This window comes from Isoptericola sp. AK164 (assembly GCF_029643425.1).
Taxonomy (GTDB): domain Bacteria; phylum Actinomycetota; class Actinomycetes; order Actinomycetales; family Cellulomonadaceae; genus Isoptericola; species Isoptericola haloaureus.
This window is the reverse complement of sequence record NZ_CP119106.1, coordinates 863,724-888,015: the sequence shown is the minus strand read 5'-3', so window position 1 is coordinate 888,015 and position 24,292 is coordinate 863,724. Positions and strand designations below refer to the sequence as shown.

At 72.5% G+C, this 24,292-nt stretch carries 16 protein-coding genes; 3 read left to right on the top strand and 13 right to left on the bottom strand.

The annotated features are described in order from the left end of the window. Positions 1–14 precede the first annotated feature (14 nt). Positions 15–1,031 carry a LacI family DNA-binding transcriptional regulator gene (locus tag PO879_RS04050; protein WP_278236646.1) on the bottom strand — a complete coding sequence of 339 codons (1,017 nt, stop codon included), beginning with the start codon at positions 1,029–1,031 and terminating at the stop codon, positions 15–17. A gap of 38 nt (positions 1,032–1,069) precedes the next feature. Then, the gene (locus PO879_RS04045) at positions 1,070–1,651 is read right to left on the bottom strand and encodes a GNAT family N-acetyltransferase (RefSeq protein ID WP_278236645.1); all 582 of its coding nucleotides are present in this window, start codon (positions 1,649–1,651) and stop codon (positions 1,070–1,072) included. Positions 1,652–1,688: 37 nt separating this feature from the next. Between PO879_RS04045 and purU the strand changes: the two genes are divergently transcribed. Then, entirely contained in the window at positions 1,689–2,579 is an 891-nt protein-coding gene (purU, locus tag PO879_RS04040) for a formyltetrahydrofolate deformylase (protein WP_278236644.1), read from the top strand. Between the two features lie 146 nt (positions 2,580–2,725). Here the strand turns inward: purU and PO879_RS04035 are convergent, their stop codons facing one another. Both PO879_RS04035 and PO879_RS04030 read right to left on the bottom strand, forming a co-directional pair. Continuing rightward, on the bottom strand, positions 2,726–3,607 hold the full coding sequence (locus PO879_RS04035) for a VOC family protein (protein WP_278236643.1): 882 nt from the start codon (positions 3,605–3,607) through the stop codon (positions 2,726–2,728). A 50-nt stretch (positions 3,608–3,657) separates the two neighbouring features. Beyond that, the gene (locus PO879_RS04030; protein WP_278236642.1) at positions 3,658–4,284 is read right to left on the bottom strand and encodes an NAD(P)-binding domain-containing protein; all 627 of its coding nucleotides are present in this window, start codon (positions 4,282–4,284) and stop codon (positions 3,658–3,660) included. Positions 4,285–4,387: 103 nt separating this feature from the next. Between PO879_RS04030 and PO879_RS04025 the strand changes: the two genes are divergently transcribed. Next, complete coding sequence (locus tag PO879_RS04025) at positions 4,388–4,888, top strand: MarR family transcriptional regulator (protein WP_278236641.1); 501 nt, start codon at positions 4,388–4,390, stop codon at positions 4,886–4,888. 77 nt (positions 4,889–4,965) lie between these two features. Here PO879_RS04025 and PO879_RS04020 read toward each other — a convergent pair whose 3' ends face one another. The 6 genes from PO879_RS04020 to chvE form a co-directional block, all read right to left on the bottom strand. Then, entirely contained in the window at positions 4,966–6,075 is a 1,110-nt protein-coding gene (locus PO879_RS04020) for a sugar-binding protein (protein WP_278236640.1), read from the bottom strand. Positions 6,076–6,250: 175 nt separating this feature from the next. After that, complete coding sequence (locus tag PO879_RS04015; RefSeq protein ID WP_278236639.1) at positions 6,251–6,994, bottom strand: ATP-binding cassette domain-containing protein; 744 nt, start codon at positions 6,992–6,994, stop codon at positions 6,251–6,253. Then, positions 6,991–8,193 carry an ROK family transcriptional regulator gene (locus tag PO879_RS04010; RefSeq protein ID WP_278236638.1) on the bottom strand — a complete coding sequence of 401 codons (1,203 nt, stop codon included), beginning with the start codon at positions 8,191–8,193 and terminating at the stop codon, positions 6,991–6,993. The genes PO879_RS04015 and PO879_RS04010 overlap by 4 nt, the downstream gene beginning before the upstream one ends. 72 nt (positions 8,194–8,265) lie before the next feature. Then, entirely contained in the window at positions 8,266–9,444 is a 1,179-nt protein-coding gene (mmsB, locus tag PO879_RS04005) for a multiple monosaccharide ABC transporter permease (protein WP_278236637.1), read from the bottom strand. Further along, positions 9,441–11,000, bottom strand: a complete 1,560-nt coding sequence (mmsA, locus tag PO879_RS04000) for a multiple monosaccharide ABC transporter ATP-binding protein (protein ID WP_278236636.1) — start codon at positions 10,998–11,000, stop codon at positions 9,441–9,443. Before mmsA ends, mmsB begins: the two co-directional genes overlap by 4 nt. 119 nt (positions 11,001–11,119) lie before the next feature. Then, positions 11,120–12,283 carry a multiple monosaccharide ABC transporter substrate-binding protein gene (gene chvE, locus PO879_RS03995; RefSeq protein ID WP_278236635.1) on the bottom strand — a complete coding sequence of 388 codons (1,164 nt, stop codon included), beginning with the start codon at positions 12,281–12,283 and terminating at the stop codon, positions 11,120–11,122. 317 nt (positions 12,284–12,600) lie between these two features. On the opposite strand from chvE, the gene PO879_RS03990 reads away from it, so the two are divergent. After that, positions 12,601–13,398, top strand: a complete 798-nt coding sequence (locus PO879_RS03990) for an alpha/beta fold hydrolase (protein WP_278236634.1) — start codon at positions 12,601–12,603, stop codon at positions 13,396–13,398. A gap of 70 nt (positions 13,399–13,468) precedes the next feature. On the opposite strand, the gene pulA is transcribed toward PO879_RS03990, so the two are convergent. The 3 genes from pulA to PO879_RS03975 form a co-directional block, all read right to left on the bottom strand. Further along, positions 13,469–19,324: a pullulanase-type alpha-1,6-glucosidase gene (gene pulA, locus PO879_RS03985; protein WP_278236633.1), complete on the bottom strand. Its 5,856-nt coding sequence runs from the start codon at positions 19,322–19,324 to the stop codon at positions 13,469–13,471. 158 nt (positions 19,325–19,482) lie between these two features. Beyond that, a complete protein-coding gene (locus tag PO879_RS03980; protein WP_278236632.1) occupies positions 19,483–23,067 on the bottom strand; it encodes an ABC transporter ATP-binding protein in 3,585 nt (1,194 codons plus the stop codon). A gap of 73 nt (positions 23,068–23,140) precedes the next feature. Continuing rightward, positions 23,141–24,127 carry a malate dehydrogenase gene (locus PO879_RS03975; protein WP_278236631.1) on the bottom strand — a complete coding sequence of 329 codons (987 nt, stop codon included), beginning with the start codon at positions 24,125–24,127 and terminating at the stop codon, positions 23,141–23,143. Positions 24,128–24,292: the final 165 nt, after the last annotated feature.

The window sequence follows — 24,292 nt, the reverse complement described above, 5'->3', positions numbered from 1 at the left end:
CCCCGGCCGTCCGGTCAGGGGGGCGGAGGCGCCGTCGACGAGCGCACGACGAGCTCTGGCTCGATGCGCTGGACCGCCACGGGCTCCCCCTCCAGGGAGCTGAGCACCATCGCCACCGACCGGGCGCCGAGCTCGGCGAACGGCTGCCGCACGGTCGTCAGCGGCGGCACGAAGTACGCCGACCCCGCGACGTCGTCGAACCCCACCACGGAGACGTCGTCGGGGACCCGCAGCCCGCGCTCCCACAGCGCGCGCAGCACGCCGAGGGCGAGCTGGTCGTTGCCGGCGAAGACCGCCGTCGGTCCCTCGCCCGACCCGACCGCCTCGGCCAGGTCGCGGCCGGCCGCGTAGCCGTCCCCCGCGGACCAGGAGCACTCGCGCGGCCGGGCGGGCTGGATCCCCCGCGCCACCAGGGCCTCGCGCCAGCCGGCCCAGCGCTCACGGGCGTCGAACCAGTCCTGCGGCCCCGCGACGTGGACCACGTTCGCGTGGCCCAGGTCGAGCAGGTGCTCGGTGGCCAGGCGCGCACCGGCCCGCTGGTCGACGGCGACCGACATCGTCGACGACGCCGGCCCGTCCGACGTCGTCGCGCCCTCCAGCGCCGCCACCACGACCACCGGGACCGGTGCGCGGAACGACTCCACCGCGGAGGCCACCGCCGCGTGCGGGGCGATGACGACGATCCCGTCGACGCCCTGGGCCATGAAGTGCTCGAGCGCCTGGTGCATCGACGCGGTGTCGTAGCTGCGCAGCGTGGCGACCGAGACGAAGTAGCTCCGGTCCCGCGCCGCCTCCTCGACGGCGATGAGCGTGCTGGTCGGGCCGAAGAGCGCCGACCCCGTGGTCACGACACCGAGGGTCGCCGACCGTGACGTCACCAGGGCACGTGCCGCGCTGTTGCGGCGGTAGCCGAGCTCGTCGATCGCAGCCTGGACCCTCTCCCGCGTGGCCTCGCGCACGCTCGGGTGCTCGTTCAGCACCCGCGAGACGGTCTGGTGGGACACGCCGGCGAGCGCGGCCACGTCGGCCATGGACGGTCGGCGCACCGACCGTGCGGCCGCCGGGCCGTTCACGGCCGTTCGGCGGGCGGGCCTGCCGGCCGCTCGGCGGCGTTGCGCGCGTCGACCTCGTGCAGCACGCGGCGCAGGTAGGTGTAGGTCAGCTCGCCGGCGGCCTCGTCGTACTGCGCCTCGTAGCCGTGCTTGGTGTACATCGCCAGGTTCTGCTGGGAGTCCTTGCCGGTGAAGGCCCAGATCTCCGAGACGTCCTCGGGCAGGTGGTCCAGGATCGCGAACAGCAGGGTCGTCCCCAGCCCGCGTCCCTGCTGGTCCGGAGCGACCGCCAGCCGGCCGAGCGTGGCACGGCCGTCCTCGAGCTCGACGCGGATCGAGCCGACGAGGCGCTCGCCCGTCCAGGCACCGATGGTCACCACGTCGTCGCGCGCCATGTCCTCGCGCAGCTCGTGCAGCGTCTGCGTCAGCGGCGGGATGTTCGGGTCACCGTAGACCTGCGCCTCCGAGACGAACGCGGCACGGCGCAGCGTCAGCAGCTCGCCGGCGTGGGAGTCGTCGACGAGGGCGATGCGGGTCGGCGCCTCCGGGTGGGCGGACCCGTCCCCGGGGCGACCGGACGTGGCGGTGGTGTCGCTCATGGGTCCATCGTCGCAGAACTGGGCGACAATGGCGTGCGTGACCACGCAGCCGACACCTCCGCCCGCCGCGCCCGCCACCGCACCGCCCACCGAGTGGGTGCTGACGCTGTCCTGCCCCGACCGGCCGGGCATCGTCCACGCCGTCAGCGGGATGCTCGCCCAGCACGACGGCAACATCACCGAGTCCCAGCAGTTCGGCGACCCGAGCTCCGGACTGTTCTTCATGCGGGTGCAGGTCCAGTCGCACGCCTCGCGCGAGGAGCTGGAGAGCGCGCTGGCCGCGGTCGCCGGCCGGTTCGAGATGTCGTGGCGCCTCGACGTCGTCGGACGCCCCGTGCGCACGCTCGTCATGGTCTCCCGGGCGGCGCACTGCCTGGTCGACCTGCTCTACCGCGAGCGCGACCAGGGTCTGCCCATCGACGTCGTCGGGGTCGTGGGGAACCACCCCGACCTCGCGGACATCGCCGACTTCTACGGCAAGCCGTTCCACCACGTCCCGGTGACGGCGGCGACCAAGACCGAGGCCGAGGACCGGCTGCGGGCCCTGGTGACCGAGCTCGACGTCGAGCTGGTGGTGCTCGCCCGGTACATGCAGATCCTCTCGGACGAGCTGTGCCGCGACCTGGCCGGCCAGGTCATCAACATCCACCACTCGTTCCTGCCGTCGTTCAAGGGTGCGCGGCCCTACGCCCAGGCGCACGACCGCGGCGTGAAGCTCATCGGGGCGACCTCGCACTACGTGACCGGCGACCTGGACGAGGGACCGATCATCGAGCAGGACGTCGAGCGGGTCGACCACTCCCGGGCCGTGCGCGACCTCGTGGCCCTGGGCGAGGACGTCGAGCGGCGCACGCTCGCCCGCGCGGTGCGGTGGCACGCCGAGCACCGGGTGCTGCTCAACGGCCACCGCACGGTCGTCTTCCACTGACCGTCGGCGTCCGGGCGAGCGAGGGCCCGGGACGCGCGGGACCGAGGTGAGGACGCCTCGGAGGGGCGGTCGTCAGCCGCGAAGTGCAGGTCGCGCAGCGACCGTGAACGCGACCGCCCCTCCGAGGCGTCCTCGCCGACCGGGCCTCAGCCGACCGAGACCTCGACGAGCGTCTTCCACGGGTCGTCGAAACGGAGCGTCCGTCCGTCGTCGCGCACGGGGACGCGCGCGTGCCGCAACCGGTCGCGCAGCGCGTCGACGTCGTCCTGGCCCGGCACGGTGAGCGCCACCTGACCGAGCCCCAGGGACGCCGCCCGCGGCCCCGCCCCGGCGCTGTTCCACGTGTTGACCGCCAGGTGGTGGTGGTAGCCGCCGGCCGCGACGAACAGCGCACCGGGCAGGTCCGCCATGATCTCGAACCCGAGGGTGTCGACGTAGAACTGCCGGGCGGTCGGGACGTCGCCGACCTGCAGGTGGACGTGCCCCACCTGGGCGCCCTGCCCGGCGGCGCCGTCCAGCGCCGACTCGCTGAGGTGCTGCTGCAGGTAGGCGTTCGGGTCGAACCAGTCCGTCCCCATCGCCACCCGGCCGCCGGACCGCTGCCAGGTCTCGCGCGGCCGGTCCCAGTACAGCTCGATGCCGTTGTCCTCGGGGTCGGTGAAGTAGAACGCCCGGGAGACCCAGTGGTCGGCGTTCCCGACGAACCGGGACAGCGGGTGCCGGGCGGCGTGGGCCACCGCGGCCGCCAGCGCCTCCTCGGTGTCGAACAGGACGGCGGTGTGGAACAGGCCTGCCTGGTGCCGCGACGTCGCCGGCAGCCCCGGCGTGTGCTGCAGCACGACGACGGGCGTGCGCCCCCGCCCCAGGACGACGCGGTCGGGCGCTCCGAGCCCGGGCAGCTCGGTGAGCGCGATCGCCTCCCGGTAGTACGCGCTCATCGCGGCGAGGTCGCCGACGTGGAGCGTGACGGCTCCCATCGTGGTCTCGGGGGCGAGGAGATCCTCGGGACGACCGGTCGCGGGGTGCATGAACGGCTCCTGGGTGCTGGGGCGGGTCGGGCGTGAGGCGGTGCGGGGACTCAGAGCAGCGCGAACCCGGTGGTCCACGAGGTCTTCTCGCCGGCGGCCAGGGTCAGCTGCAGGAAGCCGAGCGCCTCGAGCTCTCGGGCTCGCGCGAGGGAGCCGGCGTCGACGACGCGCACGGCCGAGCCGTCGAAGGCCGCGGTGAAGGCGGTCTTGGCGTCGGCGTCGTCGCCCGCGACGAGCACGGTGGTCGGCACGTCGCCCACGGTGCCGGTGGCGAGGGTGGCGGCGAAGTTCGTGTTGAACGCCTTGAGCACGGAGGCACCGGGGAGCGCGGCGGCCAGCTCGGCGGCCAGCTCGGCGGCCGCCGAGGAGTCCGCAGGCACGACCAGGGAGTCGAAGGTCGAGAAGTCGAGCGGGTTGGTGATGTCGACGACGGTCCGGCCGGCGAGCTGGTCGCCGTAGGTGGCCACGACGTCTTCCAGCGCGGGGTACGGCAGGGCGAGGACCACGACGTCACCGGTCAGCGGCTCGCCGAAGGCGGTGGCGGTCACGGCCGGGTCGACGGCCTGCGCCGCGGAGACGTCGCGGGTCACGACCTGGACCGGCGTGCCGGCGGCGAGAGCGAGGCGGGCGATGGCGGCACCCATGTTCCCGGCGCCGATGATGCTGATGCTGCTCATGACTCTTCTCCTTCGGTGGGACGTCGACCCGATTGGTTGACGCTACAACAAAGATAGGACGCTATAGTTGTCGTGTCAACCATTATGGGAGGGAGACATCTCCATGGACGACGGTGCACCCCCGCGCTGGCTCGACGACGAGCAGATGCGCAGCTGGCTCCGCCTGCAGGCCGTGATCGGTCTGCTGCCCGCCCTGCTGGACCAGCAGCTGCGGCGCGACGCCCACCTGACCCACTTCGAGTACCTGACGCTGGCGATGCTGTCCGAGGCCCCGGACCGGTCGCTGCGCATGAGCGACCTCGCCCGGCTCACCAGCGCCACGCTGCCGAGGCTCTCGCACGTCGCGCGGCGGCTCGAGGAACGGGGCTACCTGGACCGCGGGCCCGCGCCCGACGACCGGCGGGCCACCGTCGCGCACCTGACCGAGGACGGGTGGGACAAGGTCGTCGCGAGCGCACCCGGCCACGCCCGCACGGTGCTGGAGACCGTCTACGACGACCTCGACCCCGAGGACCTGCGAGCCCTGACCCGTGTCCTCGACGCGATCCTGGCGCACGTCGACCCGCACGACACGTTCGGCCTCGCCGACCACGAGCGCCGCTGAGACGACGACGTCCCGGGGACCGGGCCGGCACCCCGCGGGGGTGCGGCACCGGACGCCCGGGACGACGTCGGTCGGTGTCAGCCGGCCGAGATCTCCTCCTCGGTCAGGTAGCCGCTGGCCACCAGGACCTCCTCGATGTCCCGGCGGTACACCGTCTCGATGTCCAGGGTGTAGGTGGGCACCACCTTGACGCGGTTGTCGTAGGTGGTGGTGTCGGTGACCTCCGGCTCCCCGCCCTCCAGGTACGCCAGGGCCGCGTCGACCGCACGGTCGGCGAGCACCCGGGTGTCCTTGAAGATCGTCGAGTGCTGCATGTCCTGACGCATCAGCTGCACCGAGCCGGCCTCGGCGTCCTGACCGGTGACGACGGGGAGCCCCTCGCCGAGGGTCGGACCGATCCCCCACAGCCCGAGGGCCGCGATGACCCCCCGGGAGATGCCGTCGTACGGGGAGAGCACCCCGTGCAGCTCGGTGCCGTCGTCGTAGTACTGGGACAGCAGGCTGCCCATCCGGTCACGGGCGGTGTCCTCCGACCAGCGGTAGGTCTCGGCGAACGCGACCTCGGTCTGGCCGGACGGCACCCGCAGCGTGCCGTCGTCGAGGTAGGGCCGCAACGTGTCCATCGCGCCCTCCCAGAAGATCAGCGCGTTGTTGTCGTCCAGCGACCCGGCGAACAGCTCGATGTTGTAGGGCCCGCCGTCGCCCGTGGGCGCCCCGTCGGCGTCGACGACACCGAGCCCCCGCAGCAGGGCCTGGGCCTGGGCGACCCCCACGCCGTAGTTGTCGAAGGTGACGTAGTGGTCGACGTGCTCGGAGTCCAGCAGGAGCCGGTCGTAGGCGATCACCGGGATCCCCGCCGCCTCGGCCGCGGCCAGCTGGTCCACGAGCCCGGCGCCGTCGACGGCCGCGACGATCAGCAGCTCCACGCCGTCGTCGATCATCTCCTGGACCTGGTCGGCCTGCCGGTACTGGGCGATGTCGTCCCCGGCGTACCGCAGGTCGACCTCGTACCCGGCCCCCTCCAGGCCGTCGGCCAGCGTCTCGCCGTCGGTGATCCATCGTTCGGAGGACTCGGTGGGCATCGCCACACCGATCGTCTCCGTCCCGTCGAGCACCCCGCAGCCCGACAGGGCGAGCACGCCCGTGCTGACCAGTGCGGCAGCCGCTGCTGCCACTCGTCGCGTCATCGCGTTCCTTTCGCTCGGCCCGCCCGTCCCTGGGCGGGCCCGTCTCGTTCCTCGTCGTCAAGAAACCACGCAGCGCGACGTCACGGTTCACGCACCGTCACGCGGTGGGCGACGGCGGCACCGCCGTCGGACCCGTCGGTGGCGCGGGCGGTCGCCCGGCCCCGGCGGGACAGTGTCAGGCCGCTCCGGTGATGGCGGCCAGGATGGACTCGTGCGACGCCGTGGCCGGGAAGGAGCCGTTGTTGCGCCCGTGGCGCAGCACCTCGATGCGGTCCGCGACGGCCCGGACGTCGTTGAGGTTGTGGCTGATGAGGATCACGCCCAGCCCCAGGTCGCGCAGGCGCTGGATGTGGGTCAGCACCTCACCGGTCTGCGCCACCGACAACGCCGCCGTGGGCTCGTCGAGCACCACGATGCGCGGGTCGCCGATGAGGGTGCGGGCGATCGCGACGGCCTGCCGCTGCCCCGCCGAGAGCTGACGGAGCGTGGTGCGCACCGAGGGGATCCGCACCGTCAGCCGTTGCAGCAGCCGGCGGGTCTCGACCTCCATCTCCCCCTCGTGCATCAGCCCGAGGCGGTTGCGCTGCTCGCGGCCGAGGAACACGTTGGCGGTGACGTCGAGGTTCTCGCAGACGGCCAGGTCCTGGAACACGCTGGCCACGCCGAGCTCGTTGGCCGCCGACGGCGAGGAGATGGTCACCGGCCGACCGGCGATCTCGATCTGCCCGGCGTCGGGGGACAGCACACCGGCCACGACCTGCGCCAGCGTCGACTTGCCGGCACCGTTGTCCCCGACGAGCGCGACCACCTCGTGGGCGTGCACCTCGAGGTCCACGCCCACCAGCGCCTCGACGGCACCGAAGTACTTGCTCACCTCGTGCAGGGCGAGCAGGGGCGTGCGGGACTGTGGCGGCCTCATCGTCCAGCCATCTCCTCGTCGGTGCGGTCATGTCGGTCGAACACGTCGGTGTGCTCGAGAGCGAGCGCGACGGCGCCCACCAGCTCGGCCCGCGTCCCCAGCGCGGAGGGGACGACCTCCGGGCCTCCGGCCTGGTTGAGCACCGTGCGCCGTTCGAGCGCCGCACGCAAGGGTGCCAGAAACGTCTCCCCCGTCGCTGCCAGCTCACCGCCGACGACGACGCCCTGGATGCCCAGACCCGTCGCCAGGGCGGCGACGACACCGCCGACACGTTCTCCCGCGTCGGCCACGATCTCCCGGCATCCCGGGTCGTCGTCGCCGGCCAGGCGCACGACGTCGCGCAGGGAGAGGTGGCCGTGACTGGTCTGCAGAGGCTCCAGCAGCGCCGGCAGGCCGACCACGGTGTTCAGGCAGCCCCGGCTGCCGCACAGGCAGATGCGTCCGGCCGGGTCGACCTGGACGTGCCCGATCTCCCCGGCCGTGCCGTCGACCCCGCGGTGCACCGTCCCGCCGATGACGAGTCCGGCCCCGACACCGTGCGCGACGCTGACGTAGATCATGTCGCGCCACGGTCGGCCCACGCCCATCGTCGACTCGGCGAGCGCACCGAGGTTCGCGTCGTTGTCGACGTACACGGGCCGGGCGAGCCGCTTCTCCAGCACCTGGCCGATCTGGACGGCGTCCCAGCCGCGCAGCACACCGCGGACGCTGAGCATCCCGGTCGTGGGATGGACCGGCGCCGGGACGCCGAGCCCGATGGTGAGCAGCTCGTCGAGGGTCGACCCGATGCGGTCGAGCAGGTCGACGACGAGGAGGGCGGCGCGGTCGAGGCTCGTGTCGGAGCGGTGGTCGGCGGGCAGGGGCAGGCTCTGCTCGGCGAGGATCTCGTGCGCGACGTCGGCGATCGCCACCCGCATCGTGCGGTACCCGACGACGACGCCGGCCACGAGGCCGACCCGGTGGGCGAGCGTGACGAGCTGGGCCCGCCGGCCGGACCGGACGGTGTTGCGGACCTCGACGACCTCGGCGGCCACGAGCTCCTTGACGATGGTCGACACCGTGGCCGCGGACAGCCCCGTGGCGCCCGTCAGCTCCACCTGGGTGAGACTCCCGTGCTTCTTGACCGCGTCGACCACTCGAGCACGGTTGGCCTCCCGCAGCGACGACTGCGTCCGCGCCATGGCCTGCCGTCCCTTCACGAGCGGTGAGTCTAGGCGTCGACGACGGGCGGCCGGGGGACCTCGCCCCCGACCGCCCGCCGTCGTGCCGGATCAGCGTGCCGAGGCGGCGCGCTTCTTGTTCCAGATGTCGAAGGCGACGGCGAGCAGGAGCACGAGGCCCTTGACCACCTGCTGCATCGACTGCGGCACACCCATGAGCTGCATGCCGTTGGACATGACCGCCATGATCAGACCACCGATCATCGCGCCCCCCACGCGGCCGATACCGCCGGTGGTGGAGGCACCACCGATGAAGCAGGCGGCGATCGCGTCGAGCTCGAACATGTTGCCGGCGCCCGGCTGGGCGGCGTTCATGCGCGAGGAGTACACGATGCCGGCCACGGAGGCCAGGACGCCCATGTTGACGAAGACCCAGAAGTTGATCCGGCGGACCTTCACACCGGACAGCTCGGCGGCGTGCCGGTTGCCGCCGACGGCGTAGATGTGCCGGCCGAAGACGGACTTCTGCGTCACCAGCGCGTAGACGATGATCAGCACCGCCAGGATGATGAGCACCAGCGGGAGCCCGCGGTAGGTGGACAGCTGGTAGCCGAACCACATGACCACGGCCGCGACGAGGACGATCTTCAGCACGAACAGGCCCAGGGTCTCGACCTGCTGCTGGTAGGCGATCTTGCCCTGGCGGCTGCGCCACTGGCTGACGGCGTAGCCGGCCACCGCGATGCCGAAGATGACCAGGGTGAAGACGTCGAAGCCCATCCCGCCGAGCAGACCGTTGAGGAACCCGTTGGCGATCTCGTAGTAGGTCCCGCCGAACGGCGAGAGCGAGACGTTGTCGAGCACCAGGTAGGTCAGGCCGCGGAAGAGCAGCATGCCGGCGAGCGACACGATGAACCCGGGGATGCCGACGTAGGCCACCCAGAATCCCTGCCAGATGCCGACCAGCAGGCCGACGACGAGGGCAGCGAGCACACCGACGTACCACGGCATGCCCATCCTGATGACGACCACCGCCGACACGGCCCCGGTGAGGGCCACCACCGATCCGACCGACAGGTCGATCTGTCCGGCGACGATCACCATCACCATCCCGATCGCGAGGATCAGGATGTAGGAGTACTGCAGGATGATGTTCGTCAGGTTGTTCGCGCTGAGGAAGTTGGGGTTCAGCGCGGCGAAGAGGATCACGAGCGCGGCGAACGCGATGAAGATGCCGCTCTCGCGCAGGTGCCGGGTCGCGAGGTCCCGGGCTCCGGCGATGACGTTCATGAGATCGATTCCTTCGTGGGCAGGGGCTGGTCGCGCTCGAGGGTCATGAGCTCCATGAGTCGTTCCTGGGTCGCCTCGGCGACCGGGAGCTCACCGGTGATCCGGCCGAAGGCCAGCGTGTACACGCGGTCGCAGATGCCGAGCAGCTCGGGCAGCTCCGAGGAGATGACGATGACCGCCTTCCCGGCGGCGACCATCTTGTTGATGATCGTGTAGATCTCGTACTTGGCGCCGACGTCGATGCCGCGCGTCGGTTCGTCGAGGATGAGCACGTCCGGGTCGGTGTACAGCCACTTGGACAGCACGACCTTCTGCTGGTTGCCGCCGGACAGCTTGCCGACGTTCGCCAGCACGTGGGGCGTCTTGACGTTGAGCGACTCGCGGTACTCCTCGGCGACCTTCAGCTCCTCGTTGGCGTTGACCCACCCGCCGGGCGCGAGCTGGCGCAACCCGGCCGAGGAGATGTTGTGCCGGATGTCGTCGAGCAGGTTGAGCCCGTACCGCTTGCGGTCCTCCGTCGCGTACGCAATCTTGTGGCGGATCGCCTCGGACACGTCCCGGACCTGGACGGCCCGGCCGTCCTTGTAGACGGTTCCACGGATGTTCCGCCCGTAGCTGTGCCCGAAGACGCTCATGGCGAGCTCGGTGCGGCCGGCACCCATGAGGCCGGCGATCCCGACGACCTCGCCGGCACGGACGTTGAAGGAGGCGTCGGAGATCACCTGGCGCCCGGCCTGGGTCGGGTGGTCCACGCTCCAGTTCTCGATCCGCAGCACCTCCTCGCCGATCTCCGGCGTGCGGTGCGGGTAGCGGTTCTCGAGGTCACGACCCACCATGCCGCGGATGATCCGGTCCTGCGTGGAGTCCGGCTCGGACATGTCGATCGTCTCGATCGTCTCGCCGTCGCGGATGATCGTCGTGCGGTCGGCGATGTCCGCGATCTCGTTGAGCTTGTGCGAGATGATGATGCAGGTGATGCCCTCGTCCCGCAGCGCTCGCAGCAGGTCGAGCAGGTGGGCCGAGTCCGTGTCGTTCAGGGCGGCGGTCGGCTCGTCGAGGATGAGCAGCCTGACCTTCTTCGACAGCGCCTTGGCGATCTCGATGAGCTGCTGCTTGCCCACGCCGAGCTGTTGCACGGGCGTCATGGGGTTCTCGTGCAGCCCGACCCGCTCGAGCAGCTCGGCGGCGCGGTGGTTGGCGTCGTTCCAGTCGATCAGCCCGAGGGGGCCGCGCTTCTCGTTGCCGAGGAAGATGTTCTCGGCCACGGAGAGGTACGGCACCAGGGCGAGCTCCTGGTGGATGATGACGATGCCCTGGTCCTCGGAGTCGTTGATCGACCCGAACCGCACCGTCTCGCCCTCGAAGACGATCTCGCCGTCGTAGCTGCCGTGGGGGTAGACCCCCGAGAGCACCTTCATCAGCGTCGACTTGCCGGCACCGTTCTCGCCGCAGATCGCGTGGATCTCCTGCTCGCCGACGTCGAGGTCGACTCCGGACAGCGCCTTGACGCCCGGGAACTCCTTGGTGATGGAGCGCATCTCCAGGATCGTGCTCATGTGCGCCCTCGTCCCTCCTTCTGGGTGTGCCCGCGGACCGGCGACGCCGACCGCGGTCCCTGGCCGGGCCCGCTCCCGCCACCGCGGTGGCGGGAGCGGGCCCGGTGGTCAGGATCGGATCACTCGGCCTGGCCGGCGTCGATCTCGTCCTGGGTCCAGTAGCCGCTGTCGACCAGCAGCTCGGTGATGTTGTCCGCGTAGACGGTGTCGACCTCGAGGAGGTAGGACGGGACGACCTTGACGCCGTTGTCGTACGTCTCGGTGTCGTTCGCCTCGGGCTCCTCGCCCGCGAGGAAGGCCTCGGTGGCGACCACGGCCTGGTCGGCCAGCTTGCGGGTGTCCTTGAAGATCGTGGACTGCTGCACGCCGTCCTGGATCAGCTTGACCGAGGCGATCTCGGCGTCCTGGCCGGTGACGACGGGCAGGCCGTCCTCGATGGTGTCGCCGAAGCCGGCGCCCTTGAGGGCGGTGATGATGCCGCGGGAGAGGCCGTCGTACGGGGACAGCACGCCGTGCAGCTCCGTGTCACCGGAGTACGTGGAGGTGATGAGGTCCTCCATGCGCTTCTGCGCGGTCTCCTGCTGCCAGCGCAGGATGGCGGCCTGGTCGAACTCGGTCTGGCCGGACGGGACCTCGAGCGCACCGCTGTCGAGGAACGGCTGGAGCGTGTCCATCGCGCCGTTCCAGAAGAAGGTCGCGTTGTTGTCGTCGGGCGAACCGGCGAAGAGCTCGACGTTGAACGGGCCCTCCTCGTCGGTCGGGTTGCCGTCCTGGTCGGTGAGACCCAGCCCGTACAGGAGAGCGGTCGCCTGGGCGACGCCGACCTTGTAGTTGTCGAACGAGACGTAGAAGTCCACGTGCTCGCTGCCGTTGATGAGGCGGTCGTAGGAGACCACCGGGATGTCTGCGGCGGCGGCGGCCTCGAGCTGGCTCGTCAGGGCCGTGCCGTCGATCGCGGCGATGATCAGCGCGTCGACGCCGCCGGTGATCATGGCGTCGATCTGCTGGGTCTGGGTGGGGATGTCGTCGCCCGCGAACTGCAGGTCGACGCCGTAGCCGGCCTCCTCGAGGCCCGACTGCACCGCGTTGCCGTCGGCGATCCACCGCTCCGACGTCTCGGTGGGCATCGCGACGCCGACGCTCAGGTCGCCGCCTTCGGCCGTGGAGTCCCCGCTGTCGCTGCTGCCGCTGTCGCTGCCCGCGCCTTCACCCGCGCAGGCGGTGAGGGTGAGCGCCAGCGCCGCACCCGCGGCGACCACGCCCATCTTCTTGCCGAGTCGCATCCTCGCGCTCCTTCTCGTCGTCGAGGGTCCCCCCGGCGGCGACCTTCACCACCGGTGCCCACGGAGGGCCGGACCGAAGCCACCGTCGCGGTGACCGAAGACCACTGTGCTGACTTCGGGACTCGAAGTCAATGCCGGAACGGCGCGAGAGAATCACGATCTGGTTACAAAGTGAGCGTTCACACCGCCGCCGCAGGGTCCGATTTGACCGGATAACGCTGTCCGTTGGGTTCGGTGCTCGAACTTATGCCGGGGTGTCACCCCCGAAGCCGCCCCAGATGATGGCACGCCACCCGGCCCCGGTGCCATGCTCAGACATGGACTCGGTGACGGTGTCCGGGCTGACGATCACGTACCGCCGGGCGGGGTCCGGTGCCCCGCTGGTGCTCCTGCACGGCGGTTTCGGGTTCGACAGCCGGTCCTGGGCCCCGCAGCTCGACACCCTGGCCGACGCCTACGACGTCGTCGCCTGGGACGCCCCGGGCGCCGGCGGCTCCGACGACCCGCCGGAGGACTTCACCCTCGGCGACTACGCCGACGTGCTCGCCGGCTTCGTCGCGGCTCTGGAACTGGGCCGACCCCACGTCCTGGGACTGTCGTTCGGCGGCGGGGTGGCGCTCGCCCTGGCGGCACGGCACCCGGACGTGCCGCGCTCCCTCGTCCTCGCCGGCGCCTACGCCGGCTGGTCGGGTTCGCTCCCGCCCGACGAGGTCGACCGCCGGCTCCGACGCGCCGCCGACGACGTGAACCGCGACCCGCACGAGTGGCTGCCGGAGTACCTGCCCGGCCTGCTGACCCCATCCGCACCGGACGCTCTGCGGAGGCGGACCCTCGACCTGATGTCCGGGGTCCACCCGCGCGCGAGCCTCACCATGCTCGAGGCCATGGCCGACGCCGACCTGCGTGACGCCCTCGGGAGCGTCCGCGTGCCCACGCTCGTGCTGCACGGCGAGCTCGACGTCCGCGCGCCGCTGCCCGTTGCCACCGCCCTCCACGAGGCGATCCCCGGCGCCCGCCTCGTCGTGCTCCCCGCGGCCGGTCACCTGAGCAACCTCGAGACTCCCGAGGCCTTCACACGCACGGTCCGGGCCTTCCTGGCCGGTGTCCGCGGCTGAACCCCGCCGGGGAGCACGACGGCGGGCGTGCCTGCTGCCAGGCTCGCCCGCCGTCCGTCCGGTCCCGCTGTCAGCCCTGCGGCTCGACCAGCACCGCGACGGTCCGCGCCGGCACCGTCACGCTCCCGGCGTCACCGTCCCAGGAGGTCTCCTGGACGACGGGGTCGACGCCGCCGGCCTGCACCGGCGAGAGCGCGAAGCCCCGTCCGGCGAGGTCCGGCAGGTCGATCGTGGCCGCCTCGGGCGAGGCGTTGAACACCACGAGCGCCCCGTCGAGCGCCGGGTCGACGTCGGCACCGACCGTGTCGTCGATCGCCATGACGATGACACCCGGGACGGCGTCCGGGCCCGAGCCGGGGAAGGAGACCTTCTCACCGATGAGCTCGGCCGACCCCAGCCGGAACAGCTGCGTCGACGAGCGCAGCTCGAGGAGCTCCCGCGCCTGGGCCGAGGCCGTGGCGATGTGCTCCGGCGTCGGCTTGAGCGCCGGGTCGGCCAGCAGCGGCGCCATGAGCGGCCACTTCTCCTCGTTGTCCGCGGCCATCGGCAGACCGCGGGCGAACCCGTTGTCCTGGCCCGACCAGTCGATGGCGTTGAACCAGTCGCCGGAATCGTAGGAGTTGCGGTCCAGCGACTTCGAGCGGAGCAGGTCCGTGCCGGCGTGCCAGAACGACGGCGTCTGGGCCAGTGCCGCCGTGCCGAGCGAGACGGTGTTCATCCGGACGCGGTCGTCCATGGACGTCGCCTGCGGCAGCTTGAGCGTGAGCAGGTCGAACAGCGTCTCGTTGTCGTGGGCGTCGACGTAGGTGACGACCTCCTCCGGGGACTCGGCGTACCCGGCCGGGGAGCCGCGGTAGTCGAGGTCCTCGCCCCGGGTCATCTCGCCGTCCGAGGTGAGGAACGTGTAGTCCCGCAGGTTGCCGGCCAGCCCCAGGCGGACCAGGTCCGTCTGGTGGGCGAGGTCGGCCGCCTCGTCGTCCCCGCCGTCGTTCACCGTGCCGGGCTCGCCGGTCCGGGCCTCCCGACCGTTCGGGTCGGTGAACAGCCCGGTGCCGAAGCCCTGGGTGAACGTCGACGGACCGTCGACGGGCGAGCCGCCGTGCACGGCGTCGCGGAGCCGGTCGCTGAACGTCCCGATCCCCGTGCCGCCGAGCTGGCCCTGCGTGGCCTGCGTGAACAGGGCGTTGTTGGCCACCTCGCCGAAGTTCCAGCCCTCGCCGTACAGGTAGACGGCCGAGCCGTCCACGCCGTCGGAGTCGACCGTCAGCGCGTCGAGCGCCTCGCGGACGGCGAGCATGTTCTCGCGCGAGTGGTGACCCATGAGGTCGAACCGGAAACCGTCGACCTTGTAGTCGCGGGCCCAGGTGACGACCGAGTCGACCATGAGCTGCTCGGCCATGGCGTGCTCGGTGGCGACGTTCTGGCAGCAGGTGCTGGTCTCGACGGCGCCCGTGGTCGCGTTCAGCCGGTGGTAGTAGCCCGGCACGACCTTGTCCAGCACCGACTTCTCGGCCTGGCCGCTCTGGGCGGTGTGGTTGAACACCTGGTCGAGGACCACCTGGAGCCCGGCCTCGTGCAGCGAGCCCACCATCGTGCGGAACTCGGCCACGCGGGCCCCGCCCTCACGGTCGACGGCGTAGGAGCCCTCCGGCGCGGTGAAGTGGTACGGGTCGTAGCCCCAGTTGAAGGCGTCCTGGCCCTGCACCTCGGCCACGGCGGCCTGCTGCTCCGTGGAGTCCGGGGCGAACCCGGACAGATCGCCGGTGGTCTTCTGGTCGGCCGGGTCCTCGGTGATCGAGGCGATGTCGAACGTCGGCAGCAGGTGCACCGTCGTCATGCCGGCCTCGGCCAGCTCACGCAGGTGGGTCATGCCGTCCGAGTCCGACTCGGCGAAGGCCAGGTAGGAGCCCCGCACCTTCTCGGGGACCGTGGAGTCCTCGACCGAGAAGTCCCGCACGTGCAGCTCGTAGATCGTCTGGTCGACGGGCCGCTCCACGACGGGCTGGGCGCTGGTGCGCCAGACCTTCGGCCGGAACTGCTTGTCGTCCAGCGACACGACGACCGAGTGCGTCGAGTCGGTGGTCAGCGCGACCGAGTACGGGTCGGTGACGACGTTCGTCTCCACCCTGCCCGGGGTGCCCCCGCCGCCCGGCACGTACACCTCGACGGCGAACTGGTAGCGCGCGCCGTACCAGGGGTACTCCTTGTCCTCGGCCTTGCCGTCCAGCGTCCACGAGCCGTCCGCGGTGCGGGCGGTGTCGAAGCGGTCGGGCTCCGCACCGAGGTCGCGGCCCGCGGGCCAGACCAGCAGGTCGACGTCCTTGGCCGTCGGCGACCAGAGCCCGAACAGGGCCCACTTGAGGTTCGGGTGCACCGTGACGCCGAACGGTCGGCTCGCCGCCTCCTTGGCGTACAGGTCGTCCAGGACGCCCGGCACCTGCACGCCGGTGGCGGCGGTGAGGGTGTCGCCGTCGGTGCGGGTCACCAGCAGCTGGCCGGTGAGCAGCTCCTCGACCGTCGCGCGGTCCAGCGCCTCGCCGTCCGACGTCGGCACGAGCGCCGTGTGGTCGGCGAGCGCCGGGAAGTCCTCGGTCACGCCGTCCGGCAGGTCGCCGGGCTCGAGCGTGTAGGAGGCCGCAACCGCAGGCAGCTCGCCGCCGTCCGGTCCGGTGACGGCTCCGGCGCCGCCGTCCGTCGAGGACGCCGCGACCTCGAGGCCGCCCTTCGGGGCGGTCCAGAGGGTCCAGGTGTCGCCGGTCCCGAGGTCTCCGGGGGCCAGCAGCAGGTCCTCACGCACCCAGTGCGCGGCCTGCTGGCCCAGACCCGCCAACGGCGGGTTCTCGGTGCCGATGGTCAGCTCGTGGGTGGCGATGTCGTAGGAGAACGTCACGGTCTCACTCTCCCCCACGGAGAAGGAGTAGTTCGCGCCGTCACGCGCCCCGTCGACCCCGTAGTTCTCGGCCCAGCTCATGCCGTGGGCCACCTTGACCTCGTAGGCACCGCCCGGCAGGGCGTCGGTGGACCAGGTGTAGACGCCGTCGCCGTCCGGGTCCTTGGCCCAGGTCGCGAGGCACTCGGGCTGCCAGTCGCCGGGGCAGCCGGCCTCGTCCTGGTAGGAGCCGGGCAGCGTGACGATCGGTCCCTGGGCGGTCGAGGAGAAGTCCGTACTCACCGGGTCCCAGTAGAAGGTGACCTCGCCGCCGTCGTGGCTGTACGTGGCGTTGGGGCCGTTCTGCTCGCCCCCGGCGCCGTAGTTGAGGTCCCACGACCCGTTGATCGCGACCTTGTACTCGTAGTCGCCGGCCGGCACGTCGAACGTGCCCTCGTACACGCCGTCGGCGCGCTCGGTGAGGCGGGCGTTCTCGCAGTCCGGCGTCCAGTCCCCGGCACAGCCCATCTCGCTGTTGTGGCTGCCGGGCACGGTCACCATGTCGATGTCGCTCGGGGGCTCCTCCTCGCCGGCCACGCCGGAGACGTCGACCCCCACGGAGGCGAACGTCGAGGCCGCGGCACGGTCGCCGTCGGCGTCGACGGTGACCGCGCGGTACTCGACCAGGGTGCCCTCGCGCAGGCCGGCCGTGGTGTGGAAGACCCGCGGGGTGGTGTCCTCGGCGGTGCCGAGCGGTTGCCAGTCGGTGGTGCCGACCTCGCGCCAGGCGAAGGAGGTCTCCGCCCAGGCGTCGTCGATCGCAGCGCGCACCGGGGCGTCACCGGACACGGCGGCACCGGCCGCCGGCACCTCGACGGCGATCTCACCGGCGGTGTCCGCACCGACCGTGCGGTCGGCGACCAGCACGACGGCGGAGGTCGCCGGGACCGTCACCGTCACCTCGCCCGCGGCGTCGGCCGTGACCTCGCCGGTCTCCCCGTACAGCGCGGTGTACGTGGCGCCCGGGGTAAGGGTGGTGAAGGTGGCCGTGCGCTCCTCGGAGGCGTTGTTCAGCGCGACGAGGTGCTCGATCTTCTCGTCCCGGTCGACGCGGCTGACGGCGTAGACACCATCCGTGCCGTCGTCCGCATCGCCGATGTAACGCTCGATCTGCGCACCCTGCCCCAGCGCCGGCGTGCTCTCGCGCAGCGCCGAGAGGTCGGCGATGAGCGAGTACAGCGGGGCGTCGGTGTCGTACCGGTCCTGGCTGCCGGCGGTCTCGCCGGTGACCAGCTCCTGGTTGGCGTAGGAGTCCACCTGGGTGGCGAACAGCGTCTGGCGGGCGTCCTTGTCGCCGCCGCTGCCGGCGAAGCCCTGCTCGTCGCCGTAGTAGACGACGGGCTGGCCGCGCGTGAGGTACATCAGCTCGTGGGCGAGCTCGTCACGTGCCAGCGGGTCGTCGGTGCTGTTCAGCATGTAGCCGACGCGGCCCATGTCGTGGTTGCCGAGGAAGGTCGGCAGCGCGGCGGCGGAGGTGTCCGGCGTCGTGTAGCGGTCGTCGCCGGCGAACAGCCCGGCGAGGCCCTGGGCGCTGTTGCCGCTGGCGTAGCTGGTGGCCGAGGCCTGGAAGGCGAAGTCGAGCACCGAGCTCATGTCGGTCTCGCGCACGTACGGCGAGAGGAGCTTCGGGTCGGCGTCGTACACCTCGCCGAACATGAAGAACTCGTCCTTGCCGGCGGCGTGGGCGTAGTCGAGGACCTCGGTGGTCCAGGTGTCCCAGAACTCGCGGTTGACGTGCTTGACGGTGTCGATGCGGAACCCGTCGATGCCGAGGTCGACCCAGTCCTGGTAGACCTCGACGAACCCGTTCACCACGGTCGGGTGCTCGGTCATGAGGTCGTCCAGGCCGGCGAAGTCGCCGTAGGTGACGGACTCCCCGCTCCAGGTCGAGTTGCCGCGGTTGTGGTACAGCGTCGAGTCGTTGAGCCAGGCCGGCACCTTGAGGTCGGCGTCGGCGTCGGCGACCACCGGCGTGTAGGGGAACGACGTCGCGGCGTCGAGCTCGGGGAAGTCGCCCGTGCCCGCGTAGTCGGCCGGGTCGAAGGTGTTCCCGGCGGCGTCGGTGTACGGCGAGGTGGCCTGGTCGATGTAGGAGTACTCGCCCTCGGCGTAGTCGACGACGTCGGCCGTGTGGTTGGTGATGATGTCGAAGTACACCTTGATGCCGCGCGAGTGGGCGTCGGCGATGAGCGCCTCGAGCTCCGCGTTGGTGCCCAGGTGCGGGTCGATCTGCGTGAAGTCCGTGATCCAGTACCCGTGGTAGCCGGCGCTGACGTCGTCGCCGCTGCCCTGGACGGGGCGGTTCGTGAACGACGGGGTCAGCCAGATGGCCGTCGTGCCCAGCCCCTCGATGTAGTCGAGGTTCTCGTGCAGACCGGCCAGGTCGCCGCCCTGGTAGAAGCCCTTGTTCGTCGGGTCGAACCCGGACACGAGCGGGTCGTCGCCGAGCCCGGCCGTGTCGTTGGAGGTGTCGCCGTTGGCGAACCGGTCGGTCATGACGAAGTAGAACTGCTCGTCGCCGCCGGCCTGGCGGGCCGGTGGCGCGACCAGCGCGTCGTCCGTGGCGGCGTCGTACTCCCCCGCGAGGCCGAGCGGGGTCAGCGCGGTCAGGTGCGTGGCGTCGTCGTAGGTGACGCGCAGGCGGGTGTCGCCGCCGAGCACGAGGGGGGCGTTGTCGCCGCCGCCGTCGCGGCCGTAGGCCTCGTCCCAGGAGTCGTCGATCGCGACCTTGTACTCGTAGGTGCCGGCGGGGACGTCGAACTCGGCCGCGTAGGTGCCGTCGCCGGCGGGCGCGAGCTCGGTGGCGTCGCACGCCGGGTCCCAGTCGGCGCCGCAGCCCAGCTCGGACTGCAGGTCACCGACGAGAGCGACGGACCGGTCGGCGGCGCTGGCCGCGGGAACACCCGCGAGCGCCAGCCCGCCGGCCACGGCGGGGACGGCCACGGCGAGCGCCGCCAGCGAGGCGACGGCGCGTCGTGGTGCTGCGTGAGGTGGCACCGCGTGTGGTGGCGCAGGGGGGCGGGTGGCACGGGCCATGGAGGACTCCTTCGTCGACCGGGCGCGTCGATCGCGACCTGCGGAGGACTGTACCGTTGCTGCAACCTTGCAGCAACGGTCAGACCCCTGGGCCCGCCGAGCATGGGCGGCGAGGCAGGTCAGCCGGCCAGGTGTCCCCAGCGACGCTCCAGCCCGGCCCACGGCCCCACCTCGACGACGCGTCCCTCCAGCAGCACGACGACGCGGTCGGCGCGGGCGAGCGCCGCGCGCTTCGAGGTCGAGCCGATCACCGTCAGCCCCTGCTCGCGCAGCGCCGTCCACAGCTCGACCTCCGTCGCCGCGTCCAGGGCGCTGGAGACGTCGTCGGCCAGCAGCACCTCCGAGCCGGTGGCCAGGGCCCGCGCCAGGGCGAGCCGCTGCACCTGGCCGCCCGAGAGCCGCACCCCACGGTGCCCCACCAGCGCGTCCGGACCGCCGGCGTCCGCCACGTCCGGCGCGAGCCGCGCGACGTCCACGGGTCCGACGACGTCGCGCGGGTGGTCCAGCGTCACGTTCTCCGCGAAGGTCCCCGACAGCACCCGCGGCACCTGCGCGACGTGGGCCACCCGGGCCGGACGCAGGAAGGTCTCGGGGTCCCGGACCGGCTCACCGTTCCACCGCACCTCGCCCCGGTGCCGCATCAGCCCGGTCACGGCGGCGAGCAGGCTCGACTTGCCCGACCCGACCGGGCCGAGCAGCAGCACGAGCTCGCCCCGCTCCACGGTCAGGTGGACGCCGGACACCCCGATCGTGCCGTCGTCGTGCACCGCCTCGAGGCCCTCGAGGTCCAGCCGCGCGAACGGCGCGGACGACGCCTCCGGCGGAGCGGGAGCCGGGGCGGTGCCCGCGGCCAGGTCGACGCCGTCCGGCAGCCGGGTCAGGTCCGCGCCGGCGGCGAACGCCTGGGTCGCGCGCAGCCACGCGCGGGTCCCCGGCGCCTCGGTGATCACCGCGCCCGCCACGACCCCGAAGTACGCGAACCCGCTCACGGCGGCGGTGACCAGCAGCGTCGTGGCGAGGTCCCACGTCCCGGCGAGCAGCAGCGCCCACGCGGTCACCACGCCCGCCTGCACCATGACCGTCGGGATACCGTCCAGGACGGCCTGCACCCGGTGCTCGCGCACGGCCGCCCCCACGCGCCCGGCGTCGACCTGGCGCAGGTGGTGGTGCACCGCCGGGATGCGGGCCGCGAGCTTGACGGTGCGCGCCGCGTCCAGGGCCGAGACCAGGGCCCGGCCGAACCCCGCCCGCGCCTCGGCGGACCGCGTCGCCGTCCGGCCGGCCACGGGACGACCCACCAGCGCGCACGCCGCCGTCACCGCCATGACGGCGAGCAGCACCAGACCCGCCAGCGCCGAGCCGCTGACGGCCCAGGTGACCAGGACGACGGCCAGACCGTTGAGCAGGTCGACCCAGCGGTCGACGTAGAGCACGAACCGGTCGCCGTCGAGCGCGCGGGCGACCACCTCGCCCGCCGGCGAGCGGCGCAGCCGGTGCCGTCGGGTCTGCCCCACCAGCACGCCGACGCGCACACGCAGCAGCATCTCGATCCACCACGACGGGTACAGCCGCACCGCGACCGCCAGGCACAGCGGCGCGGCGAGCAGCATGACCACCAGGGCGGCGGTCAGGGCGCTCGGCGAACCACCGGCCGCGACCGTCTCGACGACGCGGCCCCACAGGTAGCCCGCGAGCGCCCCCTGGGCCGCGAACAGGCTGCTGAACAGGAACAGCACCGCTCCCGCAGCACCCCAGCGCGGTCGCGTGACCAGGGCGTGCAGCACGCTGCGGGCCAGCCCGGGACCGGCTCCGGGATCGGTCAGCACGGGCGCGTCGCCGACCCGTCGCCGACCCCCGACGGCCCCCGACCGCAGCCCGGGGACCGTGCCGTCGTCGGCCACGCCCTCGCCGGCCACGCGGTCGTCGGGCGCCACGGCTCCGCCGTCGGCAGGGGCGCCGTCGACGAGCGCGTCGTCGCCGGCACCGCTGCCGGCCGCGAGCAGGTCGCGGAACGGGCCGTCCCGGTGGACCGAGTCCTCGTGCAGCCCCTGCTGCACCACCCGGCCGTGGTCGAGCACCACGACGCGGTGCGCGCGCCGCACGGTCCCGAGCCGGTGGGCGACGATCACACCGGTCCGGCCCGCGAGCAGCCGGTCGGCGGCCGCGACGACCCGGGCCTCGGTGTGCGGGTCCATGCGCGCGGTCGCCTCGTCCAGGACGACCAGGTGCACGTCCCGCACGAGCAGGCGGGCGAAGGCCACGAGCTGCTCCTCCCCCGCCGACAACGAGGTCCCGCCGGGTCCGAGGAGCGTGTCCAGCCCGTCGGGCAGCCCGGCCACCCAGTCGGCCAGCCCGAGCTCGCGCACGGCGGCGGTGACGTCGACGCGCGGCAGGTCGGCGAACAGCGTGATGTTCTGCGCGAGCGTGCCCGCGAGGATCTCGGTGCGCTGCGTGACCACGCCGACGCCCGCGCGCAGCCGCTCCAGGTCGGCGTCGCGCACGTCGACACCGCCGAGGAGGACGGTGCCGCGTGGCGGCTCGACCGCCCGGGACAGCAGGGAGGCCAGCGTCGTCTTGCCGGAGCCGGTCCGCCCCACGAACGCGACGGTCTGGCCGGCCGGCACGGACAGCGACACGTCCCGCAGCGCGAACGTGCCCTCGGTGTAGGCGAAGTGCAGCCCGCGCACCTCGATGTCGAGCGGACGGTCGGGCAGCGGCTCGCCGCCGGACGGCTCGGGCTCGGAGTCCAGGAGCTGGCGGATCCGCACCACGGCGCCCAGCCCCTCCTGCAGGTCCGGCAGGTGCTGGGCCAGCCGGTCCACCTGCCCGACGAACAGGGACGTCGCCAGGAACAGGGTGACCAGCCGGTCGACCGGCATGCCGCCGTCCACCGCGAGCGCCACCCCGGCCACGACGACTCCGGCCAGCAGGGCGTGCAGCAGCACGCCGACGCGCGCCAGCAGCCGCGTCTCGACCCGCACCACCGCGAGCAGGGTGCGGTGCACGCGCGCGGACATCTCCGCCAGCCGGCGCAGCGCGAACGCCTGGCCCCCGGCGGTGCGCAGGTCGTCCCGCGCGGCGACGCCCTCCTCGAGCACCGCCGCGTTGTCGGTCCAGGCGCGCTCCTCGACGACCTTGCGGCGGGCGATCTCGTCCAGCAGCGGCCGCACCGTCCACCAGGTCACCGCGCCGAGCAGGGGGAACAGCACCGCGGCCGGCCACCAGGTCGCCCCCGCCACCACCCAGATCGGGACGACGCCGACGACGGTGCGACCCATGCCCCAGAGCTGACGCCGCGCGAGCGCTCCGACGGCGTGGGTGTCGTCGTCGACCCGGTCGAGGATCTCCCCGACAGCCTGCTCGGTGAGGACCCCGAGCGGCTGGTGCAGGGCGGCACTGAGCAGGTCGCCGCGCAGGCGGCCCTCGGCGCGGTCGACGACGCCGGCCCAGGCCACCTGGCCGGCGGCGTCGAGCAGGGCCCCGCCCACCAGGCACAGCGCGAGCAGCGCGACACCCGCCGCCGTCGGGTCCTGGGCGAGACCGCCGGCGACCACCGTGCCGAGCGCCGTCCCGACCGTGCCGATCGCGAGCGCGACGAGGGCCGCGGCGCCGACGGGGCTCCGCAGGCGCCGCCAGTCGAGCCGCCGCGCCGGGTCCTCCGCGACCGCCGGCGGGCGCGCCGGGGGCGCGGGGACGTCGATCATGCTTCGAGGCTAGAGCGGCCGACGACGGCGCTCGACTCCTTTTCCTCGGGCCCCGGGCCCCCGGCGGTGCCGGTCAGACGAGTCCGAGCGACCGCACCGTGTCCCGCTCGGCGACGAGCTCGGCGACGCTGGCGTCGATGCGCTCGCGCGAGAACGCGTCGAGCTCGAGGTCCTCGACCACGTGCCAGGCGCCGTCCGACGACGTCACCGGGTAGGAGCACACCAGGCCCTCGGGCACGCCGTACTCGCCGTGGGAGACCAGACCCGCGCTGGTCCAGTCCCCGGCCGGGGTGCCGTGCACCCAGTCGTGGACGTGGTCGATGGCCGCGTTCGCCGCCGACGCGGCCGAGGACGCCCCGCGGGCGTCGATGATGGCCGCGCCGCGCTTGGCGACGGTGGGGATGAAGTCGTCGGTCAGCCACGCCGTGTCGGCCGTCAGCGTGCCGCCGGGGCTGCCGGCGACGTCGGCGTGGAACAGGTCGGGGTACTGCGTGGCCGAGTGGTTGCCCCAGATCGTCAGGCGGCGCACCTCGGACACCGGTACGCCGGCCTTGTGCGCGACCTGGGACAGCGCCCGGTTGTGGTCCAGCCGCGTCATCGCCGTGAAGCGGTCGTCCGGCACGTCCGGGGCGTGCGAGGACGCGATGAGGGCGTTGGTGTTGGCCGGGTTGCCGACCACGAGGACCCGCACGTCGTCGGCGGCACCGTCGTTGATCGCCGTGCCCTGCGGCCCGAAGATGCCGCCGTTGGCCTCGAGCAGGTCGGCCCGCTCCATACCGGGCCCGCGGGGACGGGCGCCGACCAGCAGCGCGACGTTGGTGCCGTCGAAGGCGCGGGTGGCGTCGTCGTCGATGTCGATGCCGGCCAGCAGCGGGAAGGCGCAGTCGTCGAGCTCCATGGCGGTGCCCTCGGCCGCCTTGACCCCCTGCGGGATCTCGAGAAGCTTGAGCCGCACGGGGGTGTCCGGTCCCAGCATCGCGCCCGAGGCGATGCGGAACAGCAGGGCGTACCCGATCTGACCGGCGGCTCCGGTCACGGTGACGTTCACAGGAGTCCTCATGGGCCCACTCTGGCGTACCCGGCCGTCGTCGTCATCCCCTCCGGACGTCGGATCCGACGAAACACCCGGACCGCGCGGTAGCGTGCACCCCGGACGGCACCGGTCGACCGCGCGACGTCCAGGTCGTGCTCAGGAACCGCTGCCAGCATCGCCGCCGCGTCCCCC

Excerpts from the sequence above, each read along its gene's own strand:
- PO879_RS03980 (WP_278236632.1), bottom strand. The coding sequence starts at position 23,067 with ATGATCGACGTCCCCGCGCCCCCGGCGCGCCCGCCGGCGGTCGCGGAG.
- PO879_RS04050 (WP_278236646.1), bottom strand. The coding sequence starts at position 1,031 with ATGGCCGACGTGGCCGCGCTCGCCGGCGTGTCCCACCAGACCGTCTCG.
- PO879_RS04020 (WP_278236640.1), bottom strand. The coding sequence starts at position 6,075 with ATGACGCGACGAGTGGCAGCAGCGGCTGCCGCACTGGTCAGCACGGGC.
- mmsA (WP_278236636.1), bottom strand. The coding sequence starts at position 11,000 with ATGAGCACGATCCTGGAGATGCGCTCCATCACCAAGGAGTTCCCGGGC.
- PO879_RS04035 (WP_278236643.1), bottom strand. The coding sequence starts at position 3,607 with ATGCACCCCGCGACCGGTCGTCCCGAGGATCTCCTCGCCCCCGAGACC.
- PO879_RS04045 (WP_278236645.1), bottom strand. The coding sequence starts at position 1,651 with ATGAGCGACACCACCGCCACGTCCGGTCGCCCCGGGGACGGGTCCGCC.
- mmsB (WP_278236637.1), bottom strand. The coding sequence starts at position 9,444 with ATGAACGTCATCGCCGGAGCCCGGGACCTCGCGACCCGGCACCTGCGC.
- PO879_RS03975 (WP_278236631.1), bottom strand. The coding sequence starts at position 24,127 with ATGAGGACTCCTGTGAACGTCACCGTGACCGGAGCCGCCGGTCAGATC.
- chvE (WP_278236635.1), bottom strand. The coding sequence starts at position 12,283 with ATGCGACTCGGCAAGAAGATGGGCGTGGTCGCCGCGGGTGCGGCGCTG.
- PO879_RS04025 (WP_278236641.1), top strand. The coding sequence starts at position 4,388 with ATGGACGACGGTGCACCCCCGCGCTGGCTCGACGACGAGCAGATGCGC.
- PO879_RS03990 (WP_278236634.1), top strand. The coding sequence starts at position 12,601 with ATGGACTCGGTGACGGTGTCCGGGCTGACGATCACGTACCGCCGGGCG.
- PO879_RS04030 (WP_278236642.1), bottom strand. The coding sequence starts at position 4,284 with ATGAGCAGCATCAGCATCATCGGCGCCGGGAACATGGGTGCCGCCATC.
- PO879_RS04015 (WP_278236639.1), bottom strand. The coding sequence starts at position 6,994 with ATGAGGCCGCCACAGTCCCGCACGCCCCTGCTCGCCCTGCACGAGGTG.